Here is a 13,115-nt window from a genome sequence, read left to right as displayed (position 1 = left end):
CTCGGAGATCGCGGCCGTTTTCGGGCTGGTGGCGCGCTACTACAGGCGGGACTTCACTGCTGCAGAGATACGAGCGCCATCGGCCTTGCCCTTGGCCAGCGCGCTGGCGGCCTTGATGACCTGGCCCATCTGACGCATCCCCGGACGCTCGCCGAGCTCCTCGGAAACCTGAGCGAGGGCGGTGTCGACGACGTCGACGAGTTCGGCGTCGGTCAACGGCGTCGGCAGGTACTCGTCGATGATCTGAGCTTCGGCGCGCTCTTTCGCGGCAAGCTCTCCGCGGCCGTTCTCGGTGTAGATCTCGGCCGATTCGCCGCGCTTCTTCGATTCCTTTGCAAGGACTTTGATGATTTCTTCGTCGGTGAGGACTCGTGCTTCCTTACCGGCCACCTCTTCGGTCTGGATGGCTGCCATGAGCATCCGAAGGGTGGCTGTACGTAGCGGATCCTTCGCCTTCATGGATGCAACCATGTCGGTTCGGAGAGTGGCTTTGAGCGATGGTGTCGTGTCGGACATGGTGGAAACATTACGCGCTCGGCGTTTCGAGCGTGCCGATAGTTACCTCCGCCCGGACACAATTCTCTGTGGAATAGCTGTAAAAGGCGGCGAGAGCGACGCAGAAGAACGCCACACCCGTATCCTTGAGAGGTGTCTTCCCAGTTCCGCACCAATCTGACCCGCACCGCACTTGGTGCCGCGGGCGCCGCTGCACTAGGGATCGGGTACGCATCCGGCATCGAACGCAATGCATTTGCACTGCGTGAGGTGACGATGCCAGTCCTGGCGCCCGGTTCGTCGTCGCTGCGGGTCCTCCATCTCAGCGACCTGCACATGATGCCGAACCAACGGTTGAAACAGAATTGGTTGCGTGAGCTCGAAGGCCTCGATCCCGATCTCGTGGTCAACACCGGCGACAACCTGTCGCACCAGCGCAGCGTCCCGGCAGTGGTCCAGGCACTCGGCGATCTGTTGGCTCGGCCGGGTCTGTTCGTCTTCGGCAGCAACGACTACTTCGCTCCGAAACCGAAGAACCCACTGAGCTACATCTTCAACAAGGACAAGCGCATCACCGGGGATCCCCTCCCCTGGGGCGATCTGCGGGCCGCGTTCACCGAACGTGGGTGGCTGGACATGACCCACGTGCGCCGCGAACTCGAAGTGGCCGGTATTCGCATTGCGGCCGCCGGCGTCGACGATCCGCACCTGAAGCGTGATCGCTACGACACCGTCGCCGGAACACCCAATCCCGTCGCCCAGCTCAAGCTCGGCCTGACACACTCGCCCGAACCTCGAGTTCTCGACCGGTTCGCCGACGACGGCTACGACCTCGTGCTCGCCGGCCACACGCACGGTGGTCAGCTGTGCCTTCCGTTCTACGGCGCGCTGGTCACCAACTGCCAGATCGACCGGTCGCGGGTCAAGGGGCCGTCCAAGTGGGGCGCACACACTCAGCTGCACGTCTCCGCGGGCATCGGCACTTCGCCGTGGGCGCCGGCGCGCTTCTGCTGCCGCCCCGAGGCAACTCTGCTGACTCTGGTTCCGGCCACCAAGCGCGAACCGGAGCACGTCTCCGCACACAGTTCCACAGAGTCTCCAGCGTCGGTTCTACGCAACTGACCTGCGGATTTAATGTCAGTCGACTCGGTAATGTAAGCTAACCGAGGTTCGACACGGGGTGTGGCGCAGCTTGGTAGCGCGCTTCGTTCGGGACGAAGAGGTCGTGGGTTCAAATCCCGCCACCCCGACAGTGAAGAACAGCAATCGAGGCCCTTCCGCTTACGCGGGAGGGCCTCGATTGCGTTGACGATAAGGTGAAGCCGTGGCATCCGAACCAGACTTCGCGCACAACGACATGGCGAGCCGTAGCCGACGTGAGAAAGCTGTCGGCCTTGCCAAGTTCGCCTGGGATCGCGATATCAGCAGTGCAGAGTTGCTCGAGATGCCCGACGATCGGCTGCGCAAACTCGCGCGGGCGGCGGGCGCCAATCCGCCGAGCACGCGGGAGACCTGGACGATCGCGGCCGGACTGCTCGACGAGAAAGCCGTGTGGGCAGCCGCTCATCCAGACCGACCCGAAGCTCGGCGTGAGCATCCGGACGAGAAGATCATGTGGGTGAAGAAACCGATCGAGCCCTGGCTGTGACAGCCGAATTCAGCGCAGCTGTGACAGCCGAATTGGGCGCAGATGTGACAGCCGCATTCAGCGGAGCTGTGAACAGGTGATCGGGCAGGTCGACGAAGTAGTTGTGGATTGCTCCGCGCCAGTTCAGTTGGCGACCTTCTGGGCCGGAATCCTCGGTGGGCAGCCGGTGAAGCGGAGCGAGGAGTGGGCGTTTGTCGACCCACCAGGATGGACCCGCCTCGCGTTCCAGCGCGTACCGGAATCCAAGCTGACGAAGAATCGTCTACACATCGACGTCAGCGTGGATGACGTCGTCGCTGCAACCGAGGCCGCCGAGCGCCTCGGCGCAACTCGGGTCGGCACTGTTCAGGAGGACCCGGCAGGCACGTTTCAGGTGTTGCTGGATCCCGAGGGAAACGAGTGGTGCGTCGTCAAAGGAGTCGAAAGTTGATTCACACTCCCGCTACGGTTTCGCGAGCCCAACGGTAGTCCGCCTTACCGCTGGGTGAGCGGAGGATACTTGGTACGAGCACGATCGAGCGGGGGATCTTGTACCCGGCGACGTGGGTGCGGCAGTGCTCCGACAATGATTCCGTCGCAACATCTTCGAACCCCGGTCGAACCTGCACGACAGCGGCGACCTTCTCACCGAATCGTACGTCGGGCGCGCCCGCGACCAACGCGTCGAAAACTGCCGGGTGAGTTTTGAGTGCCTGCTCCACTTCCTCGGGGTAGACCTTCTCACCACCGGAGTTGATGCACATCGAACCGCGCCCGAGCAGCACGATGGTTCCGTCGGCTTCCATCGTGCCCATGTCCCCGAGCACCGCCAGACGCACCCCGTCGACGACGGGGAAAGTTGCCGCAGTCTTGACGGGGTCGTCGAAGTAGGCCACGGGAACATGGCCGGCCCTGGCGATGAACCCGACTGTGTCCAAGCCTGGTTCGATACGACGAAACTCGTCGTCGACAAGAATCATGTTGGGGTTGGATCGAATTCGCTTGGAACCGTCCTCCCCGAATTCGACGACGCCGTCGTTGCCGGATTCCGAAGCACCGAACGCATCCTTGATCACCAGCCCTGGCAATCGGGTTGTCAGTTCTGCCTTCAAGTTCGGGGAGAACAATGCGCCACCCGACCCGATAAGTTTGAGAGTCGAAAGGTCGTAGCGCCCTTCGCTTGCGGTGATGGCGTCGGCGATCGGCCGAGCAATTGCATCGCCGACGACGGTGATTCCGGTGATCTTCTCGGCCTCGACCAGTCGCAGCACCTCCATCGGATCGAAGCTGCGGGTCAACACTCGGGGCGCTCCCATGAGAAATGCCGTGAGCAGTGAATAGATCGCGGCTCCATGCATGAGCGGCGGAATGAGTAGCAGCACAGTCGGGTTGGTGTTCGCCACGGCCCCCTCCACAACCTCTTCGAGGCTCCGACGCGGTGGCCCGCTGAGGTTTGCTCCGGACAGCGCAGCGAAGAAGAAGTCCTCGTGCCGCCACACCACGCCCTTGGGCATTCCGGTTGTACCGCCGGTGTAGATGATGAAATGGTCGTCGTTGCTGCGAGGGCCGAAGTCGCGGGTATCGGATTGCGCCGCAAGCGCGTTCTCGTAGTCGTCGCCGACGATCAGCACGTGGGTGATCTCCGGACACTGCGGAACCACAGCCAAAGCGGTCGGCACGAATTCTGCTTCGACCAGCAGTGCCACCATTTGAGAGTTGGTGTAGATGTACAGCAGTTCTGCATCGGTATAACGGAAGTTGACGTTGATCGGCACCGCTCTGATCTTCAAGCACGCCAGGAGCGCTTCGACGTACTCGACGCAGTTACGCATGTGAATACCGACATGCTGGCCCGGTTCGACGCCGACGGACTGCAGATGATGAGCGAGGCGGTTCGATCGCAGTTCGAGTTCGGCGTAGCTCAACCGCGAATCTTCCAGAATCAAGGGAACTCGATCGGGGATCGCATCGGTAACGGCCTCGAACAGATCGGCAATGTTCAGGGTCATCGAATTCCTCACTACACGCGTCTTCACTTACCAGCACAGGTCTTTCGCGAAGCTAACACGTTGCTCGAGCCCTGTAGTCCGAATTGCGTAGAGGTCCCGCTGAGCGAGACCTGACGCGCCGTTCACCTGGTATCGACGGCGGCGGACAACACGCTGGCCAAGCTCGCCCACCCGTCGACTCCACCGTTGAAACCGCTAGTGCTGCTGGCAGATCGGTTGCATTGAACCATGCGCCGTCCCATTCGAGGCGGAGGGCACACCACGGTCACCGTACGCCCTACGCCCGAATCTGGAAAAGTAGGCATGCCATCTTCCGATCCTTGGCCCAGGCAGGGAGCAAGCTGTTGACGGTCCGGAGCTGCCACTGGGGCTCGGAGTCGGGTTCCTCGCGTGGGGTTTGTTGAGGATGACGCGGACGGGTTGGGTGGGTGCGACGTTGCAGGACGGTGGGAGTTCATCCCCGGCGGTCTGCATAGTGTCGAGGACGACTGCAATTCCATGTCTGCGCTTTTTGCGTAGCGCCCACACATGGCCTGACCTCCTCGTCACCGGTTCCCACCCATCTTGAACAGCGTTGTCCGCGTCAAACGGAGTGTGATGATCTCTGCGAGTACGTCGTCGACTGTCGCGACAGGGGAATGGCGATCAGTCCTCGGCCGGTGCCCGCCGATGTCGCGTTGGCGATCGTCGCTGCCACAGTTCCCGACGTCACGGTCGGGGTTCTCCTGGACGACAGGATGGCCGGAATCGCGGTCGGGGCCTGTACCGCGGTGGTGTTCCGCTTCGTGCTGCGGACGATCATCACCAGGAAATGACGGAATCGTTTCGGGAGGGCCTACGCATCAAAACTTATCGCGACTTCGAGTGCCTCCTCCGCGACTATCCGTGGACCGAGAACGGGCTGCACGTGACTTACGTGCGCGACGCGACGCCGACTGCCGTGATCGAGTCGATGACCGTGCGCTACCTGGGGGAATTCCGCGGGTTGCACGGTATCAACGACATAGAGTGGGAAGAGTTTTCGATCGTCGGCGCCGCGGCCTTGGGGAACGGGACGATCACGATCGCTCCGATGGCGTGGACCGGCTCGGACGACGACCTGATGATGCCTCTGTCGGTGGGGCGTGAAGTACTCACACACTCGCGCGACGTCGAAGCCGCATCCTCGTTCGACCTGTGGCAGAACGGAATTCATACCGCGTAGGTCGACCCCCCTCTTCAGTTCCGAGGCAGGGCTGAACCCGATGTCGGAGGCGTGGCAGTCGCGGATGAAAGAGGTCGGGCTCGACCCGGACGGTGGAGGACCGTCGACTATCGGAAGCCCAGGATTCGAGAGCGCGCGGAGGCGACGGGCCGCTAAGCGAGCTGAAGGTTGCATCAGATGCAACATTGATGCACGTTCAACAACGTGACAGCGTCGACGGACGCGCGTAAGGAACTCCTCGGTCAGGATCCGGTGGGCGGCCATCGACTTGCCGGTGTGGCCGGGTGTAGGACCGGAGAACGGGTCCTACACCCGGCCAGGGTGCGGGCAAACGCGGTGCCCGCACCCGTGAACTCAGGGGTTGGGTACCATGACTGTGACGTTCGGCGTATCGCTCGGCGAGGTCACACCCTCGACTGTTTCGAGCCCGAGTCCGCCCTGGGTCGCGCCGTCACCCGGAGTAATCACCGTGGCTTCCGGCATATCGCTCGGCGAGGTCACACCCTCGACTGTTTCGAGCCCGAGTCCGCCCTGGGTCGCGCCGTCACCCGGAGTAATCACCGTGCTTTCCGGCGTATCACTCGGCGAGGTCACACCCTCCACTGTGTCGAACGCGATCCCGCCAGCAGGGGCGACCTCGACGGAGGCGTCGACGGCAGTCGGCTCGCTCGCCGGAATCCCGTCCTGAGCCCAAGCGATGCCCGGTACGGCCAGCGCGCCCGCAGCGGCGATTCCCGCGGCGGCGATGACCAACCGCCGACGGGTGGTGTGGGTGGTTAAGGACTTGTTCATTATCGGACTCCTCGCTCGATGTCGTGGCCCTTGTGGCTCCGACATCACCCAAGGTATGGGCGAAAAACTCGGCACTCATTAGCGAAACCTTAAGGGTCAATTAGACATTCACGGACATGGCCTCGCTACGCAAAGCTCAAGACCATGACATTGATGATCCCGGCGTGGAGTCGTGTCACTGGAGGCGGTTTCATCGCGACAGGAGGGGGTGACGGTAGTTGCAGTGAATGTTCCGGTGCCGCATCCCGGCCAAGGTGCGGGCGAACATAAGTCGAGCGGTAGCAGGCGCCGTTGTCCGCGACAGCCCACGTAACCTGACGATGCCGCGCGGGGCCAAGAACACCCGGCCCGATTGATGGAACATGCTGCTGTGAAACCTTTTTCATCGACGAGTGTCTCGTTGGAGGCGAGCCAGGAGAAGCTGGCGATGATCGAGCGCAGGTATACGACTCCAGCACGAGCACCCTTGGCTTTGCAGCGTTCGACTACGCGGGCGTCGTCGAAGCCCTTGCCATGGGTGCGCCCCTCCGCCGTGGAGGATGCGGCCGCCTTCCTTGATAACGACGTGCAACATGTGCTCCCAGGACAGGGGGCAACGATCCTGTTCACAGGGCTGCGGATGTCGGCTCCGATCGGCCCTCGAATGAAGTCACCGATGCACCACATCGACGTCGAGAATCGTTGCCGTGTCGCTCCCCTCCGGCTCCGGCACGCCTCACGACCACTCTCGAAATAGTTGCGATTCATAACTTCTTCTGAAAGACAATGTCTATCAGGCGTTTACACGCGACATCATATCCGTGAGCCGTTCGGAGATGAGTGCCTCAGCCTCGAGGACGATGCGCTCGACGAGCGCACCGGCGGTGGGGATGTCGTGAATGATGCCCTGGACGGTGCCGACGGACCAGATGCCGGCCTCGGGATCGCCGTTCTCGTAGACGCGGCGACCGCGGGCGCCAGCGACGAGTTCTTGAACGTCCAGGAATTGACCGCCGGCGTTCAAGATCTCGACAACCTCGCGGCTGACCGAGTTACTGGCGACGCGCGCGGTGTTGCGCAGCGGCCGAAAGATCAGCTCGGTGTCGGTCTCCGTGGCCGCTACGATCGCCTCCTTGATGTTCTGATGGATAGGCGATTCGGCAGTGCACATGAAGCGGGTGCCCATATTGATGCCGTCGGCGCCGAGTGCGAGCGCCGCTACGAGACCGCGTCCGTCGGCGAAGCCGCCGGATGCGAGCATCGGGATGGTGATCTGCTCGGCCGCGGCGGCGATCAACACCAGACCCGGGATGTCGTCCTCACCGGGGTGGCCGGCGCATTCGAAGCCGTCGATGCTGATGCCATCGACACCCGCGTCCTGTGCCTTGATCGCGTGCCTGACGCTGGTGCACTTGTGTAGCACCTTGACGCCGGCAGCGTGGAAGTCTGGCAAGTGCGGGGCAGGGTTGGATCCGGCGGTCTCCACGATCTTGACACCCGAGTCGATTATGACCTGCCGGTACTCCTCGTACGGCGGAGGAGTGATCGCGGGCAGGATGGTCAGGTTCACCCCGAACGGCTGGTCGGTCAGCTCGCGGGTGCGGGCGATCTCCTTGGCCAGATCCTCGGGGGTGGGCTGGGTCAATGCGGTGATCATGCCGAGGGCCCCAGCGTTGGCAACAGCGGCAACGAGTTCGGCGCGACCGACCCACTGCATGCCGCCCTGCGCGATGGGGTGGCGGACGCCAAAGGTCTCGGTGAAGGCGGTGGACAGCACGAAAATCTCCTCGCAGTTGATGTTTCAGTCATTGGGTCGGTGGCCGACGACGCGCAGCACGATGGTTGTGTACCCGACGGCGAACTGGTCGGGAGACCACGAGGACGGCTTCTTGTTCTCGTGGTCTTAGGAGGTGGCGTGATCTAACAGATGAGGCCGCGCTGCAGCGCTGGAATTCCAGTCATGCCGGCGGTGGTTTCGTGCTCTCCGGTTATCGTCCCTCCTCGATCAGCGCGAGGCTGTGCTGATGGCGTCGTCGAGTCGGATGGTCTCGCCGTTGAGCATGGGGTTCCTCACCCTCGCGTTGCCATGTTGGTTGCAGTGTGTCCACGGATGTCCTCACCTCGGATCGGATTCTCCGATAAGCGTGGTGGGCACCGGCGGCGCAGTCCATGACCAATTTGCAGTCCCGTCGATAGGCGCAATCTATTGATCGCGGACGCCTAGCCCACGGCCGCACTGCCGAGATCGTGACGGACGCTCCGTACCTGACCATCAGCCGTGCGGTAAGGAAACGAACCGGACAGGCCCTTGTCTACGTGGACGTCCTCTTCTAGACGTAAATCCACGATCTCCGGTGGACGAGGCCCCGAGGACCTGGAGATGGACGTCTCCCTCGGCCGAGACTGTCGCCGACCCGTAGGTTTTGGGGATGGACGTTCGGCAGTTGGAGTATTTCCTCGCAGTGGTCGACAACGGCGGCGTGAATCGGGCCGCCGCCGCTTTGCACGTCGCGCAGCCCTCCCTGTCTCAGTCCATCAGAAAGCTGGAGAAGGACCTTCGGACCGAGTTGTTCCATCGGGTCGGCAGGGGCATCGTCTTGGCCCCGGCCGGCGAGGCGCTCGTCGGCCCAGCCCGGCAGATCCTGCGGGACATGGATTCCGCGCGCGAGGCAGTGCGCGAGGTTCGAGATGTCGAACGGGGCCGAATAGACATCGCGGGCCTGTCGGACATGTCGACGGATCCGCTATCCGTGTGGGTAGCTCAGTTCCGGGTCAAGAATCCGAACATTCACCTCCGAATCGAGGAGCGCGACCACCTCTCGGAGGTTATCGAGATGGTCAAGTCGGGTGCCTGTGAACTTGGAATCACGGTCCTCCCACTACCGCGAGAGGGGGTTGTCGACCAGCCCCTGGGCTGGCAGACCTTCGTGCTGGTGCTCCCACCCGGAACCGAATCCGAATTTCCGGATCCCGTCCCCCTCGAGTCGCTGACAGGCATACCGCTGGTGATGGGGGAGCGCAATACCGGTAGTCGCGACTACGTGGAGTCCATGCTGCGAGCCAGCGGGGTCGAGCCGAGGATTGCCGTCGAAGTGCCACAGCGCGGTGCCGTTGTACCAATGGTGTTATCGGGCGCAGGCGCGGCAATCCTGCCGATGCGGATCGCGTTGGACGCAGCGCAGCGTGGCGCGGTCGTGCGGGAACTGGCTCCGGAGCTTCGGCGACAGATGGGTGTCGTGCATCGACCCGGGCGACTTACCGGCGCCGCTTCGGCCTTCCTCGACCAGACCAAGGCAAGTCTCGCGTCCTGGGATCGGGCCGTCGAACGTCGCATGGCATCGGGTCTGAGCAGGATCGAAGCCGCAGCGTTGACGGTGTCGGCGGTCGAGAAGCGGCAACTCGAGGAGTTTCGCATCCAGTCGCCGATTTCCCGGCTCGTAGAGGGCAACGACATCGATAGATAGGCAATTGCAGTCAAGTGAACCGAAACAGGTCTTTGACCCTGTCGATAAGCAGACATTGAATGTGATGCATGTCATCGCGAAGCTGGTTCGTGAGTGACCACATACTCACAGGAGGCACCCAGATGCCATCTCAGGTCACGTGCTCGATCGCTCGCGAAATCGCGACGGTGACCCTCCGCAACACCGAGCGTCGAAACGCACTGTCCATCCGGCTCCTCGGCGACCTCGAAGCCATTCTGACCCGGCTCGAGGCCGATCGCGAGGTCCGAGTCATTGTGCTCACCGGCTCCGGCTCGGCCTTCTGCGTCGGCGCTGATCTCGCCGCACCGCCGGAACTCCGGTCGCTGCGCGGTGATTCGGTCGAGGGTGACACGGCGCGGTTGCGCGCCGCGAGCAACGTGGCACAGCACCTGCACCTGATGCCCCAGCCCACGGTGGCCGCGATCAACGGCGCCTGCGCTGGGGCAGGGTTGTCGCTGGCGTTGGCGACCGATTTCAGGGTCGCCGCCGACACCGCAGTCTTCAATACGGCCTTCCTCGGTGCCGGCCTCTCCGGCGACCTAGGCGGGATCTGGTTCCTCACACACCTGCTCGGTAGCGCAAGGGCCCGAGAACTGTTCCTGATGCCCGGGAAGTTCGACGTGCGCCGGGCGGCAGAGATCGGGCTGGTCACGGCGGTCGCTCCCGCCGACGGGCTCGGCGAACTCACCGACCGGATCACCGCGCGGTTGGCGTCAGCCGCCCCGGTCGCTGTCAGGGCGATGAAGCAGAACCTACTCGGCGCGCAGGCACTTCCGCTCGCGGAATACCTCGGCGTGGAGGTCGACCGCATGGTCCATTGCTTCCACACCGACGACGCACGTGAGGCTGCGTCGGCCTTCCTGCAACGTCGCGAGCCTGTTTTCGCCGGTCGCTGAATATTCCACCTTCGCGCGGCAGACATTGCGTTCTCTTCTTCCTTTGGAGACCCTCATGACCATCAAGGTTCCAACATCGCCCCCGCAGACATTGATGTCACGCCCCTCCGTGAAACGGCGGGCCTGGATCGTTACGCTGCTCCTGCTCGCTTTTATGCTGCTCAACTTCGCCGACAAGGCCGTCCTCGCCTTCGGCGGTGTGCAAATAATGAACGATCTGGGCATCTCGGCCCAACAGTTCGGCCTGCTGCAGAGCGCCTTCTTCTGGCTGTTCGCGGCGGGCGCGATCCTGGTCAGCGCGCTGACCTCGAAGATCAATGTCCGGTGGCTTGTCTCGGTGTTGATGCTGATCTGGATCCTGACCATGCTCCCGATGCTCGGGCCGGTCAACTTCACGGTGCTCCTGGCGTGTCGGATCGCGTTGGGCTTCGCGGAGGGTCCCGCTTACGCGTTGGCGACCCACATCGTGCACTCGTGGTTCCCACCCGAAAAACGTAGCCTACCGGCGGGCGTCGTCAGCGCCGGAGCGTCCATCGGCCCATTGATCGCGGCACCCGTCCTCACCTGGGTGATCGCCACGTGGTCCTGGCACGCTGCTTTCGGTGTGCTCATCGTCGTCGGGGCGCTCTGGCTGGTTGCGTGGCTGATACTCAGCAGGGACGCGCCCGAACAGCAGACGGCCGAGTCAGTCGCCGACGACCCGAAAGCGGCGGCAGCGCTGCCGGTGCAAGCGTCGCTGCGCGTGCTGCTCACCACGGGGAGCGTGATCGGCATCGGATTCCTCACGTTCTTCGCCTACTGGTCGACCACGCTCAAGGTCTCCTGGCTGCCGCTGTACCTCAACCAAGGACTCGGCTACGACACGATCACCGCCGGTTGGCTCATCATGCTGCCCTATGCTGTCGCCGCAGCGGCGGCGATCGGCGCCGGACTGCTCTCGAACCGGCTCACCGCACGCGGTGTGTCGAGGCGCATCGCCCGCGGCTATCTCGCTGGCGGCCTGGTGGTCCTCGCCGGGCTGTCGATGTACCTGTTCACGACGATCGACAGGGGGCCCATGCAGATGGCCTTCATCACCCTTGCTTTCTCGATGAACACGGCCGCCTACGCGATCGCCTTCACCGCGATCGGCGACGTCGTGCATCCAAAGCAGCGGGGCATGGTCCTCGGGTGCCTGGTCGCGTTCTACAGCCTTGCAGGCGTCATAGCCCCCTTGCTGCTCGGACACTTCATTGGCGGAGCGGCCGACAAGGCCACCGGATACGGGCAGGGCTTCTCGCTGACCGGCATCATCATGGCTGTGGGTGGCGTGCTCGCTCTGTTCCTGGTCCGCCCCGAACGAGATCTGGCCAAGATCCGTGAACGAGTGGAGGTTTCGCTGTGAATCCACCGCTGGAAGGAGTCCGGGTCGTCGACTTCGGACAGTTCATCGCGGCCCCGGCAGCAACGCAGATCCTGGTCGATCTCGGTGCCGATGTCATCAAGGTCGAGCCTGTACACGGCGAGTCCGCCCGACTGATCGGACTGTACGGCGAGGCGATCCTCCGCACGTATAACCGTGACAAGCGCTGCATCGCGCTTGATCTCAAGAATCCGCACGGACAGAAGATTGCGCACCAGCTGATCGACAGCGCCGACATCGTCGTCCAGAACCTGCGCCCCGGCGTCATGGAGAGCTTCGGACTCGGAGCCGCCGCGGTGCGAGCCGCGCACCCGCGGCTCGTCTACGCGACCGTCAGTGGCTTCGGTTTGCACGGCCCGTCGAAGGGCAGGCCCGGCCTCGACATCGCCGCGCAGGCCGAGAGCGGGATCATGTGGGTCACCGGCGAGGCCGACAGTGAGCCGCAACGGGTCGGGTTCCCGATGGTCGACGCCGCCGCTGCGCACGTCTTAGCGCAGGCCATCCTCGGCGCCTACGTCCGCAGGCTGCGCTTCGGGGCAGGCGACGAGGTCGAGGTCTCGCTCCTCGAGGTGGCCATCCATCTACAAGGACCAAACTGGGGCGAATACCTGCTGACCGGGAACCCTCCAGTGCGCAGCGGAAACGGGCAGCCGACGGTCGCCCCGGCCGCCGACATCATGCCCACGCGAGACGGCGCGATCGTGGTGTCCGCCTACTCGGTACCGCATTTCGAGAAGCTGTGCAGGCTGATCCAGCGACCCGACCTGGTCCTGGACGCAAGATTTGAATCGAATGCGGTGCGGGTCGCGAACCGCGCGGAGTTGCTGGTCGAACTGCGCGCGGCCTTCGCTCATATGTCGACCGAGCAGGCGATGGACCTGCTCACGCCTAACGGTGTGGTGGCCGGCCGGATCAGCAGCTACGACGAGGTGCGCAAGAACCCCGACGTGGAGGCGACCGGACTCTTCATCGACGTCGAGGGCCCCGACGGGACGCAGCACACCACACTTGGGTCACCGTGGCACTTGGCCAGCGTGATCGGCGGTGACGGCAGGGGTGCGCCGGGAATCGGCCAGCACACCGCAGAACTGCTCAGCGAGCTCGGCTACACCGGTCAGGACATCTCCACGTTGGCGGCACGATCGGTGATCGGCCTGCCTCAGTAACACCCCATCTCGAAGATTCAGGATTCGGCACACCCGCCGAATCCCCATTCCGCATACCTT

13 protein-coding genes and 1 tRNA gene are annotated in these 13,115 nt (G+C 63.4%); 10 read left to right on the top strand and 4 right to left on the bottom strand.

The window, feature by feature from the left end:
- Positions 1-39 precede the first annotated feature (39 nt).
- Positions 40-516, bottom strand: a complete 477-nt coding sequence (locus DBV08_RS05310; RefSeq protein WP_003943491.1) for a GatB/YqeY domain-containing protein — start codon at positions 514-516, stop codon at positions 40-42.
- Between the two features lie 132 nt (positions 517-648).
- Here DBV08_RS05310 and DBV08_RS05305 point away from each other — a divergent pair, with 132 nt between their 5' ends.
- From DBV08_RS05305 to DBV08_RS05290, 4 genes are all read left to right on the top strand, one after another.
- Positions 649-1,617, top strand: coding sequence for a metallophosphoesterase (locus DBV08_RS05305; protein ID WP_095969663.1), 969 nt, complete (start codon positions 649-651; stop codon positions 1,615-1,617).
- A gap of 54 nt (positions 1,618-1,671) precedes the next feature.
- Positions 1,672-1,745 (top strand) — tRNA-Pro (locus tag DBV08_RS05300).
- Positions 1,746-1,819: 74 nt separating this feature from the next.
- On the top strand, positions 1,820-2,143 hold the full coding sequence (locus tag DBV08_RS05295; RefSeq protein ID WP_124566750.1) for a hypothetical protein: 324 nt from the start codon (positions 1,820-1,822) through the stop codon (positions 2,141-2,143).
- A 76-nt stretch (positions 2,144-2,219) separates the two neighbouring features.
- Entirely contained in the window at positions 2,220-2,573 is a 354-nt protein-coding gene (locus DBV08_RS05290) for a VOC family protein (protein WP_124566749.1), read from the top strand.
- A gap of 1 nt (position 2,574) precedes the next feature.
- On the opposite strand, the gene DBV08_RS05285 is transcribed toward DBV08_RS05290, so the two are convergent.
- Complete coding sequence (locus tag DBV08_RS05285) at positions 2,575-4,131, bottom strand: acyl-CoA synthetase (protein ID WP_124566748.1); 1,557 nt, start codon at positions 4,129-4,131, stop codon at positions 2,575-2,577.
- Positions 4,132-4,769: 638 nt separating this feature from the next.
- On the opposite strand from DBV08_RS05285, the gene DBV08_RS32215 reads away from it, so the two are divergent.
- Entirely contained in the window at positions 4,770-4,946 is a 177-nt protein-coding gene (locus DBV08_RS32215; RefSeq protein WP_185564463.1) for a hypothetical protein, read from the top strand.
- Complete coding sequence (locus DBV08_RS05275) at positions 4,943-5,335, top strand: DUF6461 domain-containing protein (RefSeq protein ID WP_124566747.1); 393 nt, start codon at positions 4,943-4,945, stop codon at positions 5,333-5,335. The genes DBV08_RS32215 and DBV08_RS05275 overlap by 4 nt, the downstream gene beginning before the upstream one ends.
- Before the next feature lie 354 nt (positions 5,336-5,689).
- Here the strand turns inward: DBV08_RS05275 and DBV08_RS05270 are convergent, their stop codons facing one another.
- Entirely contained in the window at positions 5,690-6,127 is a 438-nt protein-coding gene (locus DBV08_RS05270) for a hypothetical protein (RefSeq protein WP_124566746.1), read from the bottom strand.
- A 772-nt stretch (positions 6,128-6,899) separates the two neighbouring features.
- Positions 6,900-7,883: a nitronate monooxygenase family protein gene (locus DBV08_RS05265; protein WP_124566745.1), complete on the bottom strand. Its 984-nt coding sequence runs from the start codon at positions 7,881-7,883 to the stop codon at positions 6,900-6,902.
- Between the two features lie 652 nt (positions 7,884-8,535).
- Here DBV08_RS05265 and DBV08_RS05260 point away from each other — a divergent pair.
- The 4 genes from DBV08_RS05260 to DBV08_RS05245 all read left to right on the top strand — a co-directional run bounded on the left by DBV08_RS05260 (position 8,536) and on the right by DBV08_RS05245 (position 13,055).
- Complete coding sequence (locus tag DBV08_RS05260) at positions 8,536-9,570, top strand: LysR family transcriptional regulator (RefSeq protein ID WP_185564459.1); 1,035 nt, start codon at positions 8,536-8,538, stop codon at positions 9,568-9,570.
- A gap of 122 nt (positions 9,571-9,692) precedes the next feature.
- Positions 9,693-10,487, top strand: coding sequence for an enoyl-CoA hydratase/isomerase family protein (locus DBV08_RS05255; RefSeq protein WP_124566744.1), 795 nt, complete (start codon positions 9,693-9,695; stop codon positions 10,485-10,487).
- Complete coding sequence (locus tag DBV08_RS05250) at positions 10,432-11,871, top strand: MFS transporter (RefSeq protein WP_260395320.1); 1,440 nt, start codon at positions 10,432-10,434, stop codon at positions 11,869-11,871. The genes DBV08_RS05255 and DBV08_RS05250 overlap by 56 nt, the downstream gene beginning before the upstream one ends.
- Positions 11,868-13,055 carry a CaiB/BaiF CoA-transferase family protein gene (locus tag DBV08_RS05245; protein ID WP_124566743.1) on the top strand — a complete coding sequence of 396 codons (1,188 nt, stop codon included), beginning with the start codon at positions 11,868-11,870 and terminating at the stop codon, positions 13,053-13,055. The genes DBV08_RS05250 and DBV08_RS05245 overlap by 4 nt, the downstream gene beginning before the upstream one ends.
- The last annotated feature ends 60 nt before the right edge of the window (positions 13,056-13,115 follow it).

Origin of the sequence: Rhodococcus sp. KBW08 (assembly GCF_003852455.1) — a bacterium.
Taxonomy (GTDB): Bacteria; Actinomycetota; Actinomycetes; order Mycobacteriales; family Mycobacteriaceae; genus Rhodococcus_F; species Rhodococcus_F baikonurensis.
Note: the sequence above shows the minus strand (reverse complement) of the source record. Positions and strands in the feature narration are given on the sequence as shown.